Annotated in this window: 21 protein-coding genes; 12 read left to right on the plus strand and 9 right to left on the minus strand. The window is 62.9% G+C overall.

Annotated elements, in window-relative coordinates; all coding sequences use genetic code 11:
- Nucleotides 1-2: 2 nt before the first annotated feature.
- Entirely contained in the window at nucleotides 3-1,139 is a 1,137-nt protein-coding gene (ribD, locus tag ACVWVP_RS19715) for a bifunctional diaminohydroxyphosphoribosylaminopyrimidine deaminase/5-amino-6-(5-phosphoribosylamino)uracil reductase RibD (RefSeq protein WP_457407644.1), read from the minus strand.
- A complete protein-coding gene (gene nrdR / locus ACVWVP_RS19720; protein WP_010206843.1) occupies nucleotides 1,136-1,600 on the minus strand; it encodes a transcriptional regulator NrdR in 465 nt (154 codons plus the stop codon). Before nrdR ends, ribD begins: the two co-directional genes overlap by 4 nt.
- A gap of 140 nt (nucleotides 1,601-1,740) precedes the next feature.
- On the opposite strand from nrdR, the gene ACVWVP_RS19725 reads away from it, so the two are divergent.
- From ACVWVP_RS19725 to trxA, 3 genes are all read left to right on the plus strand, one after another.
- The gene (locus tag ACVWVP_RS19725) at nucleotides 1,741-2,196 is read left to right on the plus strand and encodes a YbaY family lipoprotein (RefSeq protein WP_178924275.1); all 456 of its coding nucleotides are present in this window, start codon (nucleotides 1,741-1,743) and stop codon (nucleotides 2,194-2,196) included.
- Nucleotides 2,193-2,849 (plus strand): class I SAM-dependent methyltransferase, encoded by a 657-nt coding sequence (locus ACVWVP_RS19730; RefSeq protein ID WP_457407645.1) that lies wholly within the window; start codon nucleotides 2,193-2,195, stop codon nucleotides 2,847-2,849. Before ACVWVP_RS19725 ends, ACVWVP_RS19730 begins: the two co-directional genes overlap by 4 nt.
- A 171-nt stretch (nucleotides 2,850-3,020) precedes the next feature.
- Nucleotides 3,021-3,893, plus strand: coding sequence for a thioredoxin (trxA, locus tag ACVWVP_RS19735; protein WP_178924271.1), 873 nt, complete (start codon nucleotides 3,021-3,023; stop codon nucleotides 3,891-3,893).
- On the opposite strand, the gene ACVWVP_RS19740 is transcribed toward trxA, so the two are convergent.
- Entirely contained in the window at nucleotides 3,890-4,231 is a 342-nt protein-coding gene (locus ACVWVP_RS19740; protein ID WP_178924269.1) for a hypothetical protein, read from the minus strand. The genes trxA and ACVWVP_RS19740 overlap by 4 nt on opposite strands.
- Before the next feature lie 130 nt (nucleotides 4,232-4,361).
- Between ACVWVP_RS19740 and ACVWVP_RS19745 the strand changes: the two genes are divergently transcribed.
- From ACVWVP_RS19745 to ACVWVP_RS19765, 5 genes are all read left to right on the plus strand, one after another.
- On the plus strand, nucleotides 4,362-4,970 hold the full coding sequence (locus ACVWVP_RS19745) for a DUF2796 domain-containing protein (protein WP_457407646.1): 609 nt from the start codon (nucleotides 4,362-4,364) through the stop codon (nucleotides 4,968-4,970).
- Between the two features lie 132 nt (nucleotides 4,971-5,102).
- Nucleotides 5,103-5,813, plus strand: a complete 711-nt coding sequence (locus tag ACVWVP_RS19750; protein ID WP_176999271.1) for an ABC transporter ATP-binding protein — start codon at nucleotides 5,103-5,105, stop codon at nucleotides 5,811-5,813.
- Between the two features lies 1 nt (nucleotide 5,814).
- Complete coding sequence (locus ACVWVP_RS19755; RefSeq protein ID WP_178924267.1) at nucleotides 5,815-7,080, plus strand: ABC transporter permease; 1,266 nt, start codon at nucleotides 5,815-5,817, stop codon at nucleotides 7,078-7,080.
- Between the two features lie 11 nt (nucleotides 7,081-7,091).
- A complete protein-coding gene (locus tag ACVWVP_RS19760) occupies nucleotides 7,092-7,613 on the plus strand; it encodes a DUF3299 domain-containing protein (RefSeq protein WP_178924265.1) in 522 nt (173 codons plus the stop codon).
- 95 nt (nucleotides 7,614-7,708) lie between these two features.
- On the plus strand, nucleotides 7,709-8,407 hold the full coding sequence (locus ACVWVP_RS19765) for an OmpW/AlkL family protein (RefSeq protein WP_176999268.1): 699 nt from the start codon (nucleotides 7,709-7,711) through the stop codon (nucleotides 8,405-8,407).
- 178 nt (nucleotides 8,408-8,585) lie between these two features.
- On the opposite strand, the gene ACVWVP_RS19770 is transcribed toward ACVWVP_RS19765, so the two are convergent.
- Both ACVWVP_RS19770 and ACVWVP_RS19775 read right to left on the minus strand, forming a co-directional pair.
- The gene (locus tag ACVWVP_RS19770) at nucleotides 8,586-9,470 is read right to left on the minus strand and encodes a sugar nucleotide-binding protein (RefSeq protein ID WP_176999267.1); all 885 of its coding nucleotides are present in this window, start codon (nucleotides 9,468-9,470) and stop codon (nucleotides 8,586-8,588) included.
- A 289-nt stretch (nucleotides 9,471-9,759) separates the two neighbouring features.
- Complete coding sequence (locus ACVWVP_RS19775) at nucleotides 9,760-11,865, minus strand: mechanosensitive ion channel family protein (RefSeq protein WP_457407647.1); 2,106 nt, start codon at nucleotides 11,863-11,865, stop codon at nucleotides 9,760-9,762.
- 310 nt (nucleotides 11,866-12,175) lie between these two features.
- On the opposite strand from ACVWVP_RS19775, the gene ACVWVP_RS19780 reads away from it, so the two are divergent.
- Genes ACVWVP_RS19780 through ACVWVP_RS19790 form a run of 3 tightly spaced genes read left to right on the plus strand, consistent with a single transcriptional unit; the run spans nucleotide 12,176 to nucleotide 15,151 of the window.
- The gene (locus ACVWVP_RS19780) at nucleotides 12,176-12,955 is read left to right on the plus strand and encodes an endonuclease/exonuclease/phosphatase family protein (protein ID WP_178924261.1); all 780 of its coding nucleotides are present in this window, start codon (nucleotides 12,176-12,178) and stop codon (nucleotides 12,953-12,955) included.
- A complete protein-coding gene (gene clsB / locus ACVWVP_RS19785; protein WP_178924259.1) occupies nucleotides 12,952-14,214 on the plus strand; it encodes a cardiolipin synthase ClsB in 1,263 nt (420 codons plus the stop codon). The genes ACVWVP_RS19780 and clsB overlap by 4 nt, the downstream gene beginning before the upstream one ends.
- Entirely contained in the window at nucleotides 14,204-15,151 is a 948-nt protein-coding gene (locus tag ACVWVP_RS19790) for a lysylphosphatidylglycerol synthase domain-containing protein (RefSeq protein WP_259175063.1), read from the plus strand. Before clsB ends, ACVWVP_RS19790 begins: the two co-directional genes overlap by 11 nt.
- Before the next feature lie 136 nt (nucleotides 15,152-15,287).
- On the opposite strand, the gene ACVWVP_RS19795 is transcribed toward ACVWVP_RS19790, so the two are convergent.
- The 3 genes from ACVWVP_RS19795 to ACVWVP_RS19805 form a co-directional block, all read right to left on the minus strand.
- Nucleotides 15,288-16,043 carry an alpha/beta hydrolase family protein gene (locus tag ACVWVP_RS19795; protein WP_457407648.1) on the minus strand — a complete coding sequence of 252 codons (756 nt, stop codon included), beginning with the start codon at nucleotides 16,041-16,043 and terminating at the stop codon, nucleotides 15,288-15,290.
- A complete protein-coding gene (locus tag ACVWVP_RS19800) occupies nucleotides 16,033-17,142 on the minus strand; it encodes a DUF3182 family protein (RefSeq protein WP_457407649.1) in 1,110 nt (369 codons plus the stop codon). The genes ACVWVP_RS19795 and ACVWVP_RS19800 overlap by 11 nt, the downstream gene beginning before the upstream one ends.
- Before the next feature lie 171 nt (nucleotides 17,143-17,313).
- A complete protein-coding gene (locus ACVWVP_RS19805; RefSeq protein WP_457407650.1) occupies nucleotides 17,314-18,273 on the minus strand; it encodes a GlxA family transcriptional regulator in 960 nt (319 codons plus the stop codon).
- A gap of 97 nt (nucleotides 18,274-18,370) precedes the next feature.
- Here ACVWVP_RS19805 and ACVWVP_RS19810 point away from each other — a divergent pair, with 97 nt between their 5' ends.
- Complete coding sequence (locus tag ACVWVP_RS19810) at nucleotides 18,371-18,934, plus strand: cysteine hydrolase family protein (protein WP_457407651.1); 564 nt, start codon at nucleotides 18,371-18,373, stop codon at nucleotides 18,932-18,934.
- 21 nt (nucleotides 18,935-18,955) lie between these two features.
- On the opposite strand, the gene tam is transcribed toward ACVWVP_RS19810, so the two are convergent.
- Nucleotides 18,956-19,717: a trans-aconitate 2-methyltransferase gene (gene tam, locus ACVWVP_RS19815; protein WP_457407653.1), complete on the minus strand. Its 762-nt coding sequence runs from the start codon at nucleotides 19,715-19,717 to the stop codon at nucleotides 18,956-18,958.
- Nucleotides 19,718-19,734 lie beyond the last annotated feature (17 nt).

The following is a 19,734-nucleotide window of genomic DNA, read 5'->3' on the forward strand; positions in this document are numbered from 1 at the left end:
AATTATACGCTCGCTGCTGGCACAGGGATGGCAGTGACTCGCCAGTCGTCGCCTACAGCGCGCATTTGCGTGATCTTGAGTTGGGGGGCGTCCGCCAGTTTCTCAAGCGGCCAGTCGAGCAGAGGCCGGGCGGCGGAGCCGAGGAACTTGCCGGCGACGAATATCACGTACTCGTCCACCAGGCCTTGCTGGGCAAACGCGCCCGCCAGGCTCGGGCCGGCCTCCACCAGCACCTCGTTGACGCCACGGGCGGCCAACGCCACCAGGGCCGAGCGCAGGTCAACCTGGCCATCCACGCCCGGCACTACCAGGCACTCGGGACCACGGGGGAACTGGTTTTCCGGGGTTACGCAAGTAATGACCAATGCCGGGCCAGCCTTGAAGAACGGCGCGTTGAGCGGCACGCGCAGGCGGCCATCGATCAACACGCGCAGCGGCGGACGCGACATGGCCAGGGCGGTGGTTGCTTCATCCAGGCCCAGATCGGCGGCGCGCACGGTCAGACGTGCACCGTCGGCCAGCACGGTGTCGGCGCCGGTCAGCACCACGCTGGCCTCGGCGCGCAGGCGTTGCACCGCTGCGCGGGCGTCGGGTCCGGTGATCCATTGGCTTTCGCCGCTGGCCATCGCGGTGCGCCCGTCCAGGCTCATCGCCAGCTTGACCCGCACAAACGGCAAGCCGTGCTCCATGCGTTTGAGGAAGCCCGGGTTCAGTGCACGGGCTTCCTGCTCCAGCACGCCGCTGCGGGTCTCGATGCCCGCCTGGGCCAGACGCTGCATGCCGCGCCCCGCCACTTCCGGGTTGGGGTCCTGCATGCCGGCGACCACGCGCGCCACACCCGCACTCACCAGCGCGTCGGCGCAGGGCGGCGTGCGGCCGTGGTGGCTGCACGGCTCAAGGGTCACGTACACCGTCGCACCGCGCGCCTTGTCGCCAGCGGCGCGCAGGGCATTGGGTTCGGCATGGGGCTCGCCGGTGCGCTCATGCCAGCCTTCGCCGACAATCTGCCCATCCCGCACAATCACGCAGCCCACCCGAGGGTTGGGATGGGTGGTGTACAGGCCTTTGCGGGCCAGTTCCAGGGCGCGGGCCATGTAATGGGCGTCGAGGACAGCTTGTTCAGCGCTAGGCGAATTCATTCTTTGGCAGGCTCACGGGCCAGGCGGTCGATCTCTTCGCGGAACTCGTTGAGGTCCTGGAAGCGTCGATACACCGAGGCGAAACGGATGTAGGCAACTTCGTCGAGCTTTTGCAGCTCGCCCATCACCAGTTCTCCAACCACCAGGCTCTTGACCTCGCGCTCGCCGGTCGCACGCAGTTTGTGCTTGATGTGCACTAGCGCCGCTTCCAGGCGCTCGACACTCACCGGGCGTTTTTCCAGGGCGCGCTGCATACCGGCACGCAGTTTTTCTTCGTCGAAAGGTTGGCGGCTGCCGTCGGACTTGATCAGACGAGGCAACACCAGCTCGGCGGTTTCGAAGGTGGTGAAACGCTCACCGCAGGCCAGGCATTCGCGCCGGCGACGCACTTGATCGCCCTCGGCGACCAGACGCGAGTCAATGACCTTGGTGTCGTTGGCACCGCAGAAGGGACAGTGCATGGTTGGCAGGCAACAAAAAAAGGGAGGGCCATGGTAGCGCATCCCTGTGGCAAGACAAGCCATAGCCTTTACGGTATATAGGCTGGCTTATATGTTTCTTTGTGTTCAAGTCACGGATTTTGCCCTTTCTGGAGCCGTACATGCAGTTACGACCACTTGTTTTGCTCGCCCTGTTCAGTGTCCTGGTCGCCTGCAGCAGCGAAGCCCCCAAGCCAACCACCCCTCAACCGACGCCCGCCCAGGAGAAAAAAGTCCCGGGCATTGAAGACCTCGGCCCGTTGCCGGCGTATCAGCGTGAAATCAACGGCACCCTCAACGGCGTGCCTGCCGGTGCCGAAGTTGAGCTGGCGCTGCTGGTGATCGATGACCGCTCGCGCCCGCAACAACTGCTCGCCAGCAGCGTGCTGACCGGCAACGGCAAGCCCCTGGCCTTCCGCTTGCGCTTCAACCCTGAAGCCTTCCCGGCCGGTGCCCGCGTTGAACTGCGTGGCCGCGCCAGCCAGTCCGGCCAGTTGATCCTGCACCTGCCTGCGGTGCGCATCACCCAGGCGATCACCCAGAGCACCGGCCCTCTGCAACTCGTCCCGGCACCATGACGCCACCGCTGGGCCTGCAACGTGCGCTCAGTGAGCTGATCGGCGACGCTCACTTGGTGCCCTGCCCGCTGCCGGGCACCGAGCTGTCGTTGTGGCTGCTGGACGCCGACAACATGGACCGCGCCTTCAGCCCCGAAGAAACCCGGCGCATCCTGCATGAACCGCCCTACTGGAGCTTTTGCTGGGCCAGTGGTTTGGCGCTGGCGAGGTATCTGGCGGCGAATCCTGAGTGGGTTGCCGGCAAGCGCGTGCTGGATTTCGGCGCGGGTTCTGGCGTGGCGGGGATTGCCGCCGTCAAAGCCGGCGCGCTGGAAGTGGTGGCCTGCGACCTGGACCCATTGGCGCTGGCATCCTGCCGGGCGAATGCCGAGCTTAACGGTGTGGCGTTGGGTTACTCGGACGATTTTTTCGCCGAGGCTGACCGCTTCGATTTGATCCTGGTGGCGGACGTGCTCTACGACCGGGCGAACCTGCCGCTGCTGGATCAGTTTCTCACTCGCGGCCGAGAGGCACTGGTGGCAGATTCACGGGTGCGGGACTTTCAGCACCCGGATTATCGGCGGCTGGAGATCCTGGACGCGCTGACGCTGCCGGATCTGGCTGAACCTTGGGAGTTTCGCAAGGTGAGCCTGTACCATTCGCGCCGTGCTTGAAAGCACCTGTAGTGAGCGGGCTTGCCCCGCGCAGCGGTGTGTCAGGTTAGCCTGAGGCGCCTGGTCGATTGCGGCGCGGGGCAAGCCCGCTCACTACATTTCCCTGGCGCTTCCGATAGCCCTCGCCAGCCCTTATAGTTGCCCCCATTCCCGCTTTATTCGAGACGCCCCATGAGTGAGCCCACGCCGTACATCTTCGATGTCACCACCGCTACCTTCGATCAGGCGGTGATCGAGAACTCGTTCCACAAACCTGTGCTGGTGGACTTCTGGGCCGAGTGGTGCGCGCCGTGCAAGGCGTTGATGCCGTTGCTGGCGCAGATTGCCGAGAGTTATCAAGGCGAGTTGTTGCTGGCCAAGGTCGATTGCGAGGCCGAGCAGGACATCGTTGCGCGCTTCGGTATTCGCAGCCTGCCGACGGTGGTGCTGTTCAAGGATGGCCAGCCGGTGGACGGGTTTGCCGGTGCGCAACCGGAATCGGCGGTGCGGGCGATGCTGGAGCCCCATGTACAGATGCCACCACCGGCAGCGGCGGACCCGCTGGAGCAAGCCCAGGCACTGTTTGCCGATGGCCGCATCAGCGATGCCGAAGCCGTGCTGGTGGCCTTGCTGGGTGAGGACAACACCAACGCCGGCGCATTGATCCTTTACGCACGCTGCCTCGCCGAACGCGGTGAACTGGGCGAAGCCCAGACCGTGTTGGACGCCGTGAAGAGCGACGATCACAAAGCCGCCCTCGCCGGCGCCAAGGCGCAGATCACGTTCCTGCGCCAGGCGGCCGACCTGCCAGACGCCGCCGACTTGAAAAGCCGCCTGGCGCAAAACCCGCAAGACGACGAAGCGGCCTATCAGTTGAGCATCCAGCAACTGGCGCGCCAGCAGTACGACGCGGCGCTGGAAGGCCTGCTCAAGCTGTTCATCCGCAACCGCAGCTACAGCGAAGGCTTGCCGCACAAGACCTTGCTGCAGGTGTTCGAACTGCTGGGCAATGATCACCCGTTGGTGACCGTGTACCGCCGCAAGCTGTTTGCCGCGCTGTACTAATCGCCGACCCAGCTGTACAGCGGCGTGTCTGCGCCGCTGGCCACTTTCACGTTTGAACTGTGGCGCAGGCGCACCAGCAGGCGTTTGCCTGAGGCGGCATCGCCGGCCAAGCCTTCCAACTGATCCAGTAACTCCAGGCCGCTAAGCTGCCCGGCGTTGCGCAACAGGTCCTGGGCGTTCTGCCACAAGTCGTCATTCCTCTTGACCGGTGCGGCTGCCGTTGCGGCGGGTACGGGGCCCGCCTGCAATTGCGCGCCCAGGCGTGCCCAATCGCTTTCGTCCAGCTCCAGGGTCAAGTCCACCGGCCAGTCGCCGACGGTTCCACGAATTCGCAACATCGTCCTTCCTCCTGCAGTTTTCTGACAGGCATGCTCCCACGCGGCTTGCGCAACGCCAAGCGGGCGGTCAAACTCTGGCACTATTGTTATAAGATCACATAACAAAACTTTCATGTTCTGGAGCCTTCTCATGCGCCGTCTGTTGCTCGCTTTGCCGTTTGCCCTACTGCCACTGGCTATCGCCCACGCCGCTGACGAACATGAACACGAGCACGGCAGCCTCGGCGCCCACGAACACGGCGTCGGCCGCCTGAATGCCGTGCTCGATGGCCAGGCCCTGGAGCTTGAACTGGACAGCCCGGCGATGAACCTGGTGGGCTTCGAACACCTGGCCACCACCCCGGCCGACAAAGCCAAGGTCGCTGCCGCGCGTAAACAACTGGAAAACCCGCTCGCCCTGTTCAACCTGCCCAAGGGCGCCGGTTGCGTGGTCAGCACCCAGGAGCTCAACAGCCCGCTGTTCGGCGACAAGCCGGAAGCCGACCATGACGACGATGATGATGACCACGACCACGACCACGACGCCAAAGACGGCGCCCACGAGCATCATCACGATCACAGCGAAATCCACGCCCACTACCAATTCACGTGCGCCACGCCGACTGCGCTGAGCAACCTCGACCTGACCCAGGTGTTCAAGACCTTCCCTGCCACCCAGAAAATTCAGGTACAACTGATCGGCCCAAGCGGCCAGCAAGGTGTGCAAGCCACGGCACAGGCCGCTACCCTGAAATTCTGATGTAAGCCTGTAGGAGCCGGCTTGCCGGTGATGGCATCACCACGGTGTGCCTGATGCACCGCAGCGATGCCATCGCCGGCAAGCCAGCTCCCACAGGGGTCCAACCCAGCCAGCAGGCGAATTTGATTTCACATGACTCAAGCACTGATCGAACTGTCCGACCTGGCCTTCAACTGGCCCGGTCACCCACAGTTGCTGGACATCCCCGCGTTCCGCCTGGAAGCCGGGGAAACCCTGTTTCTCAAAGGCCCCAGCGGCAGTGGAAAAACCACGTTGCTGGGCCTGCTCGGTGGCGTGCAAAAACCTACGCGGGGCAGCATCCGCCTGCTCGGCCAACAGCTGACCGAGCTGTCGGCCGGCGCCCGCGACCGCTTTCGCGTCGACCACACCGGCTACATCTTCCAGCAGTTCAACCTGCTGCCGTTTCTGTCGGTGCGTGAAAACGTCGAGTTGCCGTGCCACTTCTCCAAGCTGCGAGCACAACGGGCGAAGCAGCGTCACGGCAGTGTCGACAAAGCTGCCGCCGCCTTGCTCGCGCACCTGGGGTTGAAAGACAAGGACCTGCTGGAGCGCCGCGCCGACTCGCTGTCCATCGGCCAGCAGCAACGGGTGGCCGCCGCCCGCGCGTTGATCGGCCAGCCGGAACTGGTGATCGCCGACGAGCCCACCTCGGCCCTGGACTACGACGCCCGCGAAGCCTTCCTGCAACTGTTGTTCGCCGAATGCCGCGAAGCCGGCGCCAGCCTGTTGTTCGTCAGCCACGACCAGAGCCTGGCCTCGCTGTTCGACCGTAACCTGTCGCTGGCCGAACTCAATCGCGCCGCCACGCCCGCAGAGGTTTGAGATGTATCTGTTCCGTCTAGCCATGGCCAGCCTGGCTAACCGCCGCTTTACCGCGATACTCACCGCGTTCGCCATCGCGCTGTCAGTCTGTTTGCTGCTTGCCGTGGAGCGTGTGCGCACTGAGGCACGCAACAGTTTTGCCAGCACCATCAGCGGCACCGACCTGATCGTCGGCGCGCGCTCCGGCTCCGTGAACCTGCTGCTGTACTCGGTGTTTCGTATCGGCAACGCCACCAACAACATTCGCTGGGACAGCTTCGAGCATTTCGCCGCCAGCCCCCAGGTGAAATGGGCGATCCCGATTTCCCTCGGCGACTCCCACCGCGGCTACCGCGTGATGGGCACCAACGAGTCCTACTTCGAGCATTACCAGTACGGCCGCAAGCAAAACCTCGAACTGGCCAGCGGCCGCGCCTTCGCTACCGACCCCTTCGAGGTGGTGCTCGGCGCCGAAGTAGCGGACGCGCTGCACTATAAACTCGGCGACAAGCTGGTGCTGGCCCACGGTGTCGCGGTGGTCAGCCTAGTGAAACACGACGACAAACCCTTCACCGTGGTCGGCATCCTCAAGCGCACCGGCACGCCGGTGGACCGCACGCTGCACATCAGCCTCGGCGGCATGGAAGCCATCCATATCGATTGGCACAACGGCGTGCCGGCCCAGGGCAAAGGCCGCATCAGTGCCGACCAGGCCCGCAACATGGACCTCACGCCGCAAGCTATCACCGCGTTCATGCTCGGGCTGAACAACAAGATTTCCACCTTCGCCCTGCAACGGGAAATCAATGAATTCCGTGGCGAGCCGATGCTGGCGATCTTGCCGGGCGTGGCGCTGCAAGAGCTGTGGAGCATGATGGGCACCGCCGAAAAAGCGCTGTTCGTGATCTCGCTGTTCGTGGTGCTGACCGGCCTGATCGGCATGCTCACGGCGATCCTCACCAGCCTCAACGAGCGCCGCCGCGAGATGGCGATTTTGCGTTCGGTGGGCGCCCGCCCGTGGCACATCGCAACGCTGCTGATCTTTGAAGCGTTCGCCCTGGCCCTGTCCGGCGTGGTCGCGGGCGTGGGGCTTTTGTATGTGTGCATCGCCGCGTCGCGTGGCTACTTGCAGGCCAACTACGGCCTGGACCTGCCGATGTCGTGGCCCAGCGAATATGAATGGACGCTGCTCGCCGGTATCCTGGCCGCCGCGCTGTTGATGGGCGCCGTGCCCGCGTGGCGTGCCTACCGACAATCCCTGGCCGACGGCCTGTCCATACGTTTATGAGGAAGGCTTCGATGCGTCGTGCGCTGTTTGCGTTGCTGTTGCTGGTGGGCGTGCCTGCCTGGGCTGATGAGCAGCCCAAGGACCTGTCGTGGCAGGAGATGATCCCGCCGGACGCGCCGCCGGAAATCCCCAACATGAAACCGTTGCACGACCTGTCGAACATGGCCGATGCGTTGTCCGTCGAGTCGGCGCCAGCGGCCAAGCAGGACTTGCCCAACGCGCCGGTGGTGCAGAGCCTCGACGGCCAGCACATCCGCCTGCCGGGCTATATCGTGCCGCTGGAAGTCAGTGAAGAAGGCCGCACCACCGAGTTCCTGCTGGTGCCGTATTTCGGCGCGTGCATCCATGTGCCGCCACCGCCGTCGAACCAGATCGTGCATGTCAAAAGCGAAGTCGGGGTGAAACTCGATGAGCTGTACCAGCCGTATTGGATCGAGGGTTCGATGCAGGTCAAGCCGTCCACCAGCGAGCTGGCGGACGCCGGTTACCAGATGGATGCCGAGAAGATTTACATCTACGAACTGCCGGAATAGCGCTGATCGCCCTTTCATTGAGCTGAGTCAAAAGATCGAGTGGAACGATCTTTACCATTGGACGTACAACTTTTAAACGTCCTTTTGGAGCTCCCATGAACAAGTCCCTGCTCGGCGCGTCCCTCTTCGCGCTCGCCCTCATCGCCCCTGCCGCACACGCTCACGAAGCGGGCGACATTCTGATTCGTGCCGGTGCAATCACCGTGAATCCGAAGGCCGACAGCGGTCACGTGAAGGTTGACCAGGGTCCATTGGCGGGCGCCAACCTGGGCGGCAAGGCGACCATGAGCAGCGACACTCAGCTGGGTTTGAACTTCGCCTACATGCTGACCAACCACGTGGGTATCGAGCTGCTGGCCGCCACCCCGTTCGAGCATGACGTGAAGATCAAGAACACCGCCCTCGGCGCCGCCAACGGCAAGCTCGGCACCCTGAAACACCTGCCGCCGACCCTGAGCGTCGTGTACTACCCACTGGACAACAAGTCGGCCTTCCAGCCGTACGTGGGCGCCGGTATCAACTACACCTGGATCTACGACGAACACGTCGGCAGCCGTGCGCAGAGCGCAGGCTTCAGCAACTTCAAGGCTGAGAACTCCTGGGGCTGGGCCGCGCAGATCGGCGCCGACTACATGATCAACGACAAGTGGATGATCAACGCCCAGGCGCGCTACATCGACATCAGCACCAAGGCGACGGTGGACAACAACGCACTGGGCCAAGGCACTCGCGCCAAAGTGAACGTGGACGTCGACCCGATGGTTTACATGGTGGGTATCGGCTACAAGTTCTGATGCTCTAACCAACAGCACAAAACCAATGTGGGAGCGGGCTTGTGTGGGAGCTGGCTTGCCTGCGATAGCATCACCCTGGTCTGCCTGACAGACCGAGGTGCTTGTATCGCGGGCAAGTCGAGGCGTCGAACCGCCAGCTCCCACACAAGCCCGCTCCCACATTGGGGTCTATGTTTCTTCAGCTGTGGCGGTAGAAACGATCCAGCAACGCCGGCAACCCCGCCCGCCACGCCCGTGGCTTGATGCCGAAGGTGTGCAGGATCTTCTTGCACGCCAGCACCGCGTGTTGCGGCTCATCGGCTGCATCCGGCCGGGCCGCGTGGGCCTGGGCGGTGGGTGACTCGATGGCCAGCGGGTGATAGCTGCGCGCTTCGGTCAGAATCGCCTGGCCCAGCGCCAGCGGTGTAGTCGCTTCATGGCCGGCGTAGTGGTAAGTGCCCCACAACGGCGCCGCACAATCGAGCTGCTTGAGCACCGAGATGATCACCCGTGCGGCATCGTCCACCGGCGTCGGGTTGCCGCGACGGTCATCCGCCATCAACAACTCATCCGGCTTCTCGGCCCGGGCCAGGAAGCGCCCGAGGGTGCCGTCGACACTGTCATCGAGCAACCAGCCAAAACGCAGCAGCACGTGCTGCGGGCAGGTGGCGCGCACGCTCTGCTCGATGCGCCACAGCGCCTGGCCACGCAGGCCCAGGGGTACTGGCTCGTCTTTCTCGCTGTAGGCGGTGGCGCGGGAGCCATCGAACACGCGGTAGCTGGACGGTTGCACCAGGGTGATGTTGTGGTGCTGACACAGCTCGGCCAGGCGTTCGATGGCGAATTCCTGGGCGGCCAAGCGGGTTTCGCTGACCGCTTCGGCCTGGAACCAGTCGAAGTAGTAGGCGAGGTTGATCAACGCATCGGGACGGGTGTCGTCGAGCAGTTGGGTGAGGCTCGCGGCATCCCAGCCGTCTTGGGGCGGTTTAGGAGCGAGGAAACCGATGTCTTCCTCTGCACCGAGGCGAATCAGCGCCTGCCCGAGGGCATTCCCGCCGCCCAGTAACATAAGGCGCATTCGCATAGATTGAGCAGGCCCGGTCTGTTGGAACGATGGTTATCTAGGTATTTGTAAGAATCGTTGCATTTTGCGGGTTTGTCGCGCAACCGTCACGGATAAAGTGTGGGGTTGCAACTTGTTGTATCGGGCGGGGTAGCAGGCGGTGCTGGAGAGGTGGATCAGGCATTGAGCCTGATGGTGTTATCACCGGCCTCATCGCAGGCAAGCCAGCTCCCACAGGTGAACGGGTTCACACAGCCCAAACTGTGGGAGCCGGGCTTGCCCGCGATGAGGCCAGGTCAGTCAATCTCAATCATTGAGTACGCGGCTGCTCGGTCAGCACCACCGACGCCGGCACCTCTTCCCCCTGATCATCCACCTGTGGCCCGCGCTTGGGTAAAAAAACCTGCTGTGGATAAGTCTGCGCGAACTGCACCTCGGCGCAGTTATCCACAAGCTTTTTCAAGCGCTGGTTAAACGCACGGCTCACTGCGTATTGGCCACCCGACACGGTGCGGAACTGCGCCGTGAGCACCACGCCGTTGAGGTCCATCTTGTCCACACCAAACACTTCCAGCGGCCCTTGCAGGTTGTACTTGAGGAACACGTCGTCGCGGATCGATTGCCCGGCCTCGCGGATCAGCTCCACCGCCTTGTCCACGTCTGTGTCGTAGGTGAACTGCACCGAGAAGAACGCATAGGCAAACTGCCGGGACTGATTGGTGACCGCCTTGATCTGCCCAAACGGCACCGAGTGCACAAACCCCTTGCCATCGCGCAGGCGCAGGGTGCGGATGGTCAGGCCTTCGACAGTGCCGGCATGCCCGGAGTCGAGCACCACCCAGTCGCCGATGGACAGCGTGTCTTCGATGATGATGAACAGGCCGGTGATCACATCTTGCACCAGTTGCTGCGAACCGAAACCGATGGCCAGGCCCACCACCCCGGCACCGGCCAGTAACGGTGCGACATTGATGCCGAGGTTGGCCATGGTGGTGATCGCGCAGATCACCACCAGGATGATCTTCACCGCATTGCGCACCAGCGGCAGGATGGTTTTTACCCGTGTACTCGGCTGGCGGTTAGAGCGTTTATTCACCGGTGGTTTGAGGGCTTCCTGGATCGCGGTGTCGAGCACCACCCAGAACAGCCAGGTCATCAGCAGGATCAGGCCGATGCTGCTCAGCGAGTCGCTGATCGCCCGGCCCACCGAATTGCGCTGGGCGAACTCAAACAGCGACACGCCCCAGATCCGCCCGAGAATCTCGATAAAGGCGATAGCCATGACAATGCGCAGGATCGCGTGCAACAGGCTGAGAAAACGCTCCTTGTAGGCACTGCTGCGCTGGATCGCCACCTGGCTGCGGGACTTGAACAGGTGTTGCAGCACAGTGCTCAAAAATACCGTGCCGATCAGCAGGATCGTGGTGAACAGCGCGCAGCGCAGCGCCTTCTGGTTATCGTCGCCGGCCCCGATCAGGTTGATCGCCGACACCAGCACCATCAACAGGATCGGCCAGTACCAGAGCCCGGAAAACACCCGCAACGATTGTTGCAGCGCCGGGTGTTTGAGGCGTTGGGCCAGCGGCCGGTTGCGGATCAGATGCGCCACCGGGCGGCGCAGGCGCACCACCAGCACACCGAAGATCACCGCCGCAAACAGGCCGGTGAACACCGCAATGCTGCTGGTGATATTACCGCCGAGCTGGCGGGCGATCTGCGGGCTGGTCAAGGCGTCACTGAGTGCAGCGAGAAAGCCGATCAGGAACAGCGGTTTGGGGCAGTAGCTACGGATGATCCGCACGGCCGGGCGTTTATGGCCGACGTTGAACATGACGATGACGCACAGCAGCATCGAGGTGGAAAAAATGCCACTGCTGGTGGCGTAGGCAAAGCATAGCGCCAGCGCGCGGCCCACGGACGTGGGTAAAAAGTGACTGACGTAGAGCGTCAGCGGCAGGCAAATCAGCGCAGGAAGCGTATAGGGCACCACATACCCGAGCACCGCTTGCAGGCGCCCGCGCCGTTCGACAAACGGCCGCCGGCTCAAGCGCTGCACGATAAAACGCCCGAGCAACGCCAGCACGGCGAAGGCGCCGATCCACACCCCGGAGAGCAACAAGAAGTCCCCGGCCACGCTCCAGGGCGAGCGTTCGGCGGTCTGGTCGACCAGGCGCCCCACTTCGTCTGCCGCACGGTCGGCACGCAGGCGCCAGGCGTCCACGAGGTTCTGGTTGAGGTCGAGTTTGTCCTGCACGTCGTCGATGCTGGAACTGATGGCGCCGAGCAAACCGCCTTCGACCAGCAGCTCCGGTTTGGCAGGTGCGGCCGTCGTCGGTGTAGGGGTTGCGGCTTGCAGTGCACCGTTGCCACACAGCAGCAGCGCGCCGAGGAGTAATGCAGCTCTGGGATTCAGCAAAACACCGGGCTCCTTCAACAGGGTCTGTAAGGAACTGACGGGATTGAGCCTTGATCGTTCCCCACTTTCGTCATCTTGGGCGTAGGGTTGACCACTGAATCAGTCACCACACAGATCCCCTGTGGGAGCGGGCTTGCTCGCGAATGCGGTGGTTCAGCTGATGAATCTATTGACTGACACCCAGCTTTCGCGAGCAAGCCCGCTCCCACATTGGATTTATGCCGCCTGTAAGAACCTGGAAACTTTCCGCCAAAAATCGCAGTCAGCCATAAACGGGGGCCAGGCCCCCATGGTTTTTTCAGGAGCAACCATGGCTGCGAATCCCGACTGGATGCCCACCACACCCAGCATCGCCATCACGCGCTTCACGGTGCTGACGGTCAATATCCACAAGGGCTTCACCGCCCTGAACCGACGCTTCATCCTGCCCGAGCTGCGTGAAGCGGTGCGCAGTGTGGGCGCTGACATGGTGTTCCTGCAGGAAATCCACGGCACCCACGAACGCCACCCCCAGCGCTACAGCGACTGGCCGAACATGCCGCAATACGAGTTCCTCGCCGACAGCATCTGGCCGCAGTTCGCCTATGGGCGCAACGCGGTCTACCCCCATGGCGACCACGGGAATGCGCTGCTGTCGAAATTCCAGATCGTGCGCTATGACAACCTCGACATTTCCCAGAGCGGCCACGAAAACCGTGGCCTGCTGCATTGCGTACTGCGCTTGCCGGGCACCGGCCAGGAGGTGCATGCGATCTGCATTCACCTGGGCCTGCGCGAGGTGCATCGCCAGCAACAACTGCGCTTGCTGGAACAGCGCATCGGGGAGATCCCGGCCGACGCGCCGCTGGTCGTCGCCGGCGATTTCAACGACTGGCGCCAGCGGGCCGACCTCAGCCAAAGCGGCCTGCGGGAAGTGTTTATCGAGGCTCACGGCAAATTGCCGCGCACTTTCCCCGCGCGCCTGCCGCTGCTGCCCCTGGACCGTATTTATGTGCGCAACGTGAAGGTGCATAACCCCCGGGTGCTGACCACTCGGCCCTGGTCTCACCTGTCCGATCATGTGCCGTTGTCGGTGGAGATCGAGCTATGAACGTTGCCGTCGAACACATCGCCACCGACCAACCACCGGACGAAGCCAAGGCCCGCGATCTGGATTACGGCTGGCAGAGCGGCAACCGCGTCGAGTTGCTGGAGAATGGCGAGGCATACTTCCCCAAGGTGTTCGACGCTATGCGCGGGGCCCAGCGTGAGATCCTGCTGGAGACCTTCATTCTGTTCGAAGACAAGGTCGGCGTTGAGCTGCAAGGCATCCTGATCGACGCGGCGCAGCGTGGGGTCAAGGTGGTGATGAGCCTTGACGGCTTTGGCTGCGGCGAGCTGAGCCCGACCTTTCTGGGTGAGCTGGCGGAAGCCGGGGTAACGGTGCAGATGTTCGATCCGGCGTCCAAGACCTTGGGTGTTCGCACCAACTGGTTTCGCCGCCTGCACCGCAAGATCGTGGTGGTGGATGCCAGCGTGGGGTTTATCGGCGGGATCAATTTTTCGGCCGATCACCTGGGCGATTTCGGCCCCGAGGCCAAGCAGGATTACGCGGTGCAAGTGACCGGCCCGGCCGTGGCCGACCTGCACCATTTTGCCTTGGCGCAAAGTGGTCGCCAGGTGCGCACGCGACGCGGTTGGCGACGGCGCCAGCAACGGCCATCGCCGTGGGCCACCGACAACAGCGACGGCCTGGTACGCCTGATCTACCGAGACAACGTGCAGCACCGCGATGACATCGAAGAGGCCTACATCCACGCCTTGAGCAAGGCGCAAACGCGCGTGGTCATCGCCAACGCCTACTTCTTCCCCGGTTACCGCCTGCTGCGGGAGATCCGCAACGCGGCGCGCCGTGGCGTGCAGGTGCAACTGATCATGCAGGGTCAGCCGGATGTGCTGTTGGCCAAGCTCGCGGCGCGCATGCTCTACGACTACTTGCTCAAGGACGGCGTGGTGATTCACGAATATTGCCAGCGCCCTCTGCACGGCAAAGTCGCGCTGGTGGACGACGAATGGAGCACCGTGGGTTCCAGCAACCTGGACCCGCTCAGCCTGTCGCTGAACCTGGAAGCCAACGTGCTGATTCGCGACCGTGCGTTCAATCAACACCTGTATGAACGCCTGGAAACACTCGCGAAAAATCATTGCCAGACCATGCCGGAAAACCGCACGCCGCGCCTGTGGCTCTGGCGGTTGACCGTGGGTTTCCTGGTGTTTCATGTGATGCGCCACTTCCCGGCATTGACCGGTTGGCTGCCGGCGCACAAACCACGCTTGAAACCCGTCGGGAGCCAGGCCCATGAGCAGTGAATCCAGGTTCAAGCGCTGGAAGAAACCCCTGACCCTGGTGTTCTTCCTGCTGCTGATCGTGCTGTTCACCCTGCTCGCCCGGCGCATCGACTGGAGCGAAGTGGTGCAGACCCTGGGCGACTTCAAGCTGCGCACGTTGCTGATCGCAGGCGCGCTGACGCTGTGCAGTTTCCTTGTGTACGCCAGCTTCGACCTGATTGGCCGCACCTACATCCGCCAGCCCCTGGGCTGGAAGCAGATCCTGCCGGTGGGGGTCATCAGCTATGCGTTCAACCTCAACCTGAGCGCGTGGGTAGGCGGCATCGCCATGCGCTATCGGCTGTATTCGCGGCTGGGGGTGAGCACCGGCAATATCGCCAAAATCCTCGGCCTGAGCCTGGCGACCAACTGGTTTGGCTATATGGCGTTGGCCGGGGTGGTATTCAGTAGCGGGCTGGTGACCATGCCCCCAGGCTGGAAGGTCAGCACCGTTGCGTTGCAGGGCATTGGTGCATTGTTGGTGTTGGCGAGCCTGGGTTATCTGGCGGCGTGCCAGTTTTCAAAGAAGCGCGCATGGTCGATTCGCGGCATGGAAATCAACCTGCCATCAGTGCGCATGGCCTGCCTGCAACTGGCGCTGGGCGCGCTGAACTGGTCGCTGATGGCGGCGGTGATTTTCACCCTGTTGCCGGCCAAGCTGGATTATCCGTTGGTGCTGGGGGTTTTGCTGATCAGCGCCATTGCCGGAGTGGTCACGCATATTCCGGCTGGGCTGGGCGTGCTGGAGGCGGTGTTTATCGGGCTGTTGCAGCATGAGGCGTCACGGGGGAGTTTGCTGGCGGGGTTGATTGCCTACCGGGCGATCTACTTTATTTTGCCGTTGCTGATCACGCTGGTGATGTACCTGGTGGTGGAGGCCAAGGCCAAGGCGTTGCGGGTGAAGAAGGCACCGGCTTGAAAGGGTGTTGACGGGTTAATCGCCATCGCAGGCAAGCCAGCTCCCACAGTTGAAAGTATTCACAATTCAAAAGGTGTGAAACCCAATCAAATGTGGGAGCTGGCTTGCCTGCGATGGCGATCTCAAGAGCACAAAACTATCGAGACTGGATAATGCTCAACCGCTCCCCGACCACCATCTCGGTAATCCAATCCACCAGAATCGACGTATAGGCCTGCTGCGACACCAGATCGCTGAGCGCATGGTCGGCGCCATCGATAATGCGGTGGGTCAGCGAGTGCGTCTGCTGGCACGCCGCGCGGTAGCTCATGATGGTGGCGTGGGGCACGTGGTCATCGGACTCCGACTCCACGATCAACACATCACCGGTAAACGCCGAACACGCGTGCAACGCACGATTGGTCTCGGCATGCACCCGTGTGCTGCGGTAATCCATCAAGTCCGCCTTATCCAGGTCCCGCTTGGGCTTGAGCCACTCCTGATCGCGGTACAGCGCCGGCACACGCAGCGCCAGCCAGCGTACCGGGCGCAATGACGTGAGGATCGCCGCCAGGTAACCGCCATAACTGGTACCCACCACCGCGACCGCCGAGGTGTCGATGGCCGGGTGAGACAGCAGCCGGTCGTAGGCCGCGAGCAGGTCGCGCAGGTTGTCTTCACGGGTCACGCGGGACAGCGGAATACCGGTGCCCGCATGACCGCGCAGGTCGAACGTGAGGCACACGCACCCCAGACCCGCAATGCCTTTGGCGCGTTCCAGGTCGCGCTCTTGGCTGCCGCCCCAGCCGTGCACGAACAACACGCCGGGCACTTTGGACTTGGGGCTCAGGAAGGTGCCGCTCATCTGTTCGTCGTCGATGTCGATCGCAATGCTTTCGCTTCTAGCCGTCATAAGCCTTAACCGTCACATACTTGAGAAGAAAGTCGCTGTTTTGCGCAGGCCCGCGGTACACCTCAATGGCGTCAGCCGGCAGGGGCTGGTCCACGTAGGTTTCCACCGAGGCCACCCGGATGGCGCGCAGGCCCGGGTGGTTGATAAAGCTCTGCAGCGCCGCGACTTCCGCGCTGCTGGCACCGCCCATGCGCCAGGATTGTTCGAGCACGCCGCTGCGGCGTTGGCCGTCGCTGTCCAGGCCTTGGGCGATGTCGTAGTTGCGCCGCGACGCAAAGAAACCGGGGTAGGCCTCATCGGCGGCGTTGTCATAGACGCGGGCTTGTTCGATGGCTTCGCGCACATCGTCGGGCAGTGGTAGGCGCAACAGGTCTTCGTAATAGCCAGGCACCACCAGCAGGTTGGAACCGCCGTAGACATCCTCGCCCTGCCCGTCTTTTGTGAGGTACTGCTCGCCGCAGTAGCTGAACACATGATCGCCGATGAAGCTCTGGCCGACACTGTGGGTGACCACATCGCTCAGGTCTTGCTCCAGCACAACGCCGTCGTCGAACAGGCGCGCGCTGTCTGGCCGTGCCAGCACGGCTTCGAATTCGTCGAGATTATGGATAACTTCCTGGCCACGTCCGGCGCACCCATGCACCGGTTTCAAGCGGATGGGGCCGCTGTTGAGCAGATGCATGGCCGCTGGCCGGGCGTCGTCGAGGGCGAAGACGCTCAGGCCGTCGAGCACAACAGGCCGTACTCGCTCGCAAAACAACGGCGACCAGCCTTCGGGCGCCTTGGCGCCTGGGCCCAGCAGGCCGTGACTGATGGCCTTGGTGCAGATGAAGTCGTGCTCGACGTAGCCGCCCCACAGGTCTTGCGGCCCTTTGATATTGAGCTGGCGCGCTTGCTCAGCACCCACCAAGGTTTGCGTGGGGAGCAAGTACAACTCACGGCCGGCATGCCGACCGGGGTCATAACTGCCGCCGAATTTGAGCCCGAGAATCTGCGCCAGCCAGCGCGCCAGGGCGAGGTTGGTCTGAACCTCGTGCAATGGCGCGCCCTCCCGCGTGGAGTGAGCAACGACGAGCTTTTTACGTTGAGTCGGGGTCATGCGTCCCCCTTGGCTATCCCGCCCTGTGTGTGAGGGGAAAGTTGCAGGGATCAGGCCAAGGCCGGTTCTGACGTGATGGTTTGCAAATCAAGCCGTTGCGGGGAAAGCGATGGCAGTAGGCCTGTTTTATTCTGCACGACGGCCCGTAAATGTCGCGGCGTTCTGCACGATTCAGACGCCGAAGCGGCTGCGGTAATCGCTGGGTGCCAGGCCGGTGATTTTCTTGAACGTGGCGCGGAACGCACTGGGGTCCTGATAACCCACGGTCCAGGCGATGTGGTCAATGGTGCCGTTGGTGAATTCGAGCATCTGCCGCGCCTTGCCCACCCGCAGGTGCTGGCAATATTCGGTGGGTTTGAGCCCCGTCGCGTTGCGAAAGCGCCGCAGGAAGGTGCGCTCTTCCAGCCCCGCCTCCTGCGCCATCGCGCTGACCGACACGTCCACCGCGCCGCTGGCTTGCAGCCAATGCTGCACCTTGAGAATCGCGGTGTCGCCATGCCCCAGAATCGGCGCGAAGTTGCTGCCGCACTGGCTGGCGCTGTCGCTGTGCTCGATCACCAGGAACCGCGCCGTACTGGCGGCAATGCTCGGCCCCATCAAGCGATCAACCAGGCGCAGGCCGAGTTCGGACCAAGCCATCAGCCCGGCCGTGGTGATCAAGTCGCCGTCATCAACGATTGGCTTGTCGGCTTCCAGGCGCACGGCCGGGTAACGCAGGGCAAAGGATTTGGCCGAGGACCAATGGGTGGTGGCGCTGCGCCCATCCAGCAGGCCGCTGCGCGCCAGCATGATCGAACCGATGCACACGCCACCCAGCACGGTGCCTGCGGCATGTCTTTGACGAAGCCATTCCAGCAGAGCGGGTGGCGCTTGTTCTTCAGTCAATTCGCCGATGGAGGGCGGCACCAGCACGGCCATCATGGCTTGGTCTGGCCCGGGGTGGCTGTCAAATACGCGGGCCGGCGTGCCGGTGGCGTCTACCTGCCAATGGCTGACGCGCAACAATGGCAGTTGCGAGGATTGATGCTCGGCAGCGATCCGATTGGCGACGCCGAACAGGTCCGTCAGGCCGTGTACCGCAGCCAATTGCGCGCCCTGGTAGATCAACACACCCAGCTCAACAACCGCCATTGTCAGTTTTCCCCCTGTTATTGTCGGTGCGGCCAATCCCGGGTGCGGGCGCCAGCTAAGATACTAAGCCCCATCAACCCATCACGAGGCAACACACATGGCCAAGCAAGCGCTCATCCTAATCGATATCCAGAACGACTACTTCCCTCAGGGCAAGTGGCCGCTCGACGGCGTTGAAGCCGCGGCCGACAAGGCTGCGCAGGTGCTCCAGGCTTTTCGCCAGGCGGGGGATGCGGTGATTCATGTGCGCCATGAGTTCACCTCCGATGACGCGCCCTTTTTTGCCCCGGGCTCCGAAGGTGCGCACTTGCACCCCAAGGTGCTGAACGAAGGCAGCGAGCCGGTGGTGCTCAAACATTTCGTGAATGCGTTTCGTGAAACCAACCTGCGCACCCTGCTGGAACAGCGCAGCATCACCGACGTGGTCGTCGTCGGCAGCATGAGCCACATGTGCATCGACGCCGTGGTGCGAGCAGCGGCGGACCTTGGCTACAAGGTCACGGTGATTCATGACGCGTGTGCCACCCGTGACCTGGAATTCAACGGGAAGGTGATTCCAGCGGCGCAGGCGCACGCAGCTTATATGGCGTCGCTGGGGTTTGCGTATGCAGACGTGCTGTCGGCGGATGAGTACTTGAAAGCGCAAGCGGCGGCGGCATGACCGCCACTTGCCGGCCAGGTATCAGCGGGTCGCAATGATGAACAGGCGCGGGAATGGCAGCAGTACGGTGCCATCGCTCAGGGCTGGATAAGCTTGGGTGATCCGCGCCTTGTATGCCTGTAGGAAGGCGGCTTTTTCGCTATCGGTCAACGGTGCAAGGAAGGGCCTCAGGGCCGAGGCCTTGAACCATTCCACGACCGCCCCGTGATCGGCCAACGGATGCTGGTAGGTGGTGCGCCACACATCGACGGTGCTGCAGTGTTTGCTCAGCAGCTCGTAGTAGTAGCTCGCCGCATGCCGTTCGTTGTGCTTGACCGCGCCGATCTTCGCAGACCACGGGCCGTCGGCTGCCACTTCACGGGCCAGGCGGTGTGCAGGTTCGTCGAGATTGTCCGGGGTTTGTACCGCCAGCGTGCCACCGGGGGTGAGCTGGTGGACCAAATGTGGATAAAGCGTGGCGTGGTCCGGCAGCCATTGCAGCGAGGCGTTCGCCAGTATCACGTCGTAGTGTTGCGCAGGGTTCCAGGCGCCAATATCCGCCAGTTCAAAGGCCAGTTCGGGTAGGCGCTTGCGTGCATCGACCAACATGTCATCGGAGCTGTCCATGCCAGTGACGTGGGCCTGTGGATAACGCTCGGCCAACACTTCGGTGGAGTTTCCCGGCCCACACCCCAGGTCGACGGCGTTGCGCACTTCGGTATTCGGGATAGCCGCGACCAGGTCACGGACGGGACGGGTGCGCTGTTGTTCGAACATCGTGTACTGCTTGGCAGACCAGGTCATCACGGCTTTCCTTCTTT

This window comes from Pseudomonas sp. TE24901, from assembly GCF_054058375.1.

Coding starts and splice junctions, on each gene's coding strand:
- ribD (WP_457407644.1), bottom strand. CDS start 1,139: ATGAATTCGCCTAGCGCTGAACAAGCTGTCCTCGACGCCCATTACATG.
- ACVWVP_RS19725 (WP_178924275.1), top strand. CDS start 1,741: ATGCAGTTACGACCACTTGTTTTGCTCGCCCTGTTCAGTGTCCTGGTC.
- clsB (WP_178924259.1), top strand. CDS start 12,952: ATGAACGTTGCCGTCGAACACATCGCCACCGACCAACCACCGGACGAA.
- trxA (WP_178924271.1), top strand. CDS start 3,021: ATGAGTGAGCCCACGCCGTACATCTTCGATGTCACCACCGCTACCTTC.
- ACVWVP_RS19745 (WP_457407646.1), top strand. CDS start 4,362: ATGCGCCGTCTGTTGCTCGCTTTGCCGTTTGCCCTACTGCCACTGGCT.
- ACVWVP_RS19810 (WP_457407651.1), top strand. CDS start 18,371: ATGGCCAAGCAAGCGCTCATCCTAATCGATATCCAGAACGACTACTTC.
- ACVWVP_RS19780 (WP_178924261.1), top strand. CDS start 12,176: ATGGCTGCGAATCCCGACTGGATGCCCACCACACCCAGCATCGCCATC.
- ACVWVP_RS19800 (WP_457407649.1), bottom strand. CDS start 17,142: ATGACCCCGACTCAACGTAAAAAGCTCGTCGTTGCTCACTCCACGCGG.
- ACVWVP_RS19765 (WP_176999268.1), top strand. CDS start 7,709: ATGAACAAGTCCCTGCTCGGCGCGTCCCTCTTCGCGCTCGCCCTCATC.
- ACVWVP_RS19755 (WP_178924267.1), top strand. CDS start 5,815: ATGTATCTGTTCCGTCTAGCCATGGCCAGCCTGGCTAACCGCCGCTTT.
- nrdR (WP_010206843.1), bottom strand. CDS start 1,600: ATGCACTGTCCCTTCTGCGGTGCCAACGACACCAAGGTCATTGACTCG.
- ACVWVP_RS19770 (WP_176999267.1), bottom strand. CDS start 9,470: ATGCGAATGCGCCTTATGTTACTGGGCGGCGGGAATGCCCTCGGGCAG.
- ACVWVP_RS19730 (WP_457407645.1), top strand. CDS start 2,193: ATGACGCCACCGCTGGGCCTGCAACGTGCGCTCAGTGAGCTGATCGGC.
- ACVWVP_RS19750 (WP_176999271.1), top strand. CDS start 5,103: ATGACTCAAGCACTGATCGAACTGTCCGACCTGGCCTTCAACTGGCCC.
- ACVWVP_RS19760 (WP_178924265.1), top strand. CDS start 7,092: ATGCGTCGTGCGCTGTTTGCGTTGCTGTTGCTGGTGGGCGTGCCTGCC.
- tam (WP_457407653.1), bottom strand. CDS start 19,717: ATGACCTGGTCTGCCAAGCAGTACACGATGTTCGAACAACAGCGCACC.
- ACVWVP_RS19805 (WP_457407650.1), bottom strand. CDS start 18,273: ATGGCGGTTGTTGAGCTGGGTGTGTTGATCTACCAGGGCGCGCAATTG.
- ACVWVP_RS19795 (WP_457407648.1), bottom strand. CDS start 16,043: ATGACGGCTAGAAGCGAAAGCATTGCGATCGACATCGACGACGAACAG.
- ACVWVP_RS19790 (WP_259175063.1), top strand. CDS start 14,204: ATGAGCAGTGAATCCAGGTTCAAGCGCTGGAAGAAACCCCTGACCCTG.
- ACVWVP_RS19740 (WP_178924269.1), bottom strand. CDS start 4,231: ATGTTGCGAATTCGTGGAACCGTCGGCGACTGGCCGGTGGACTTGACC.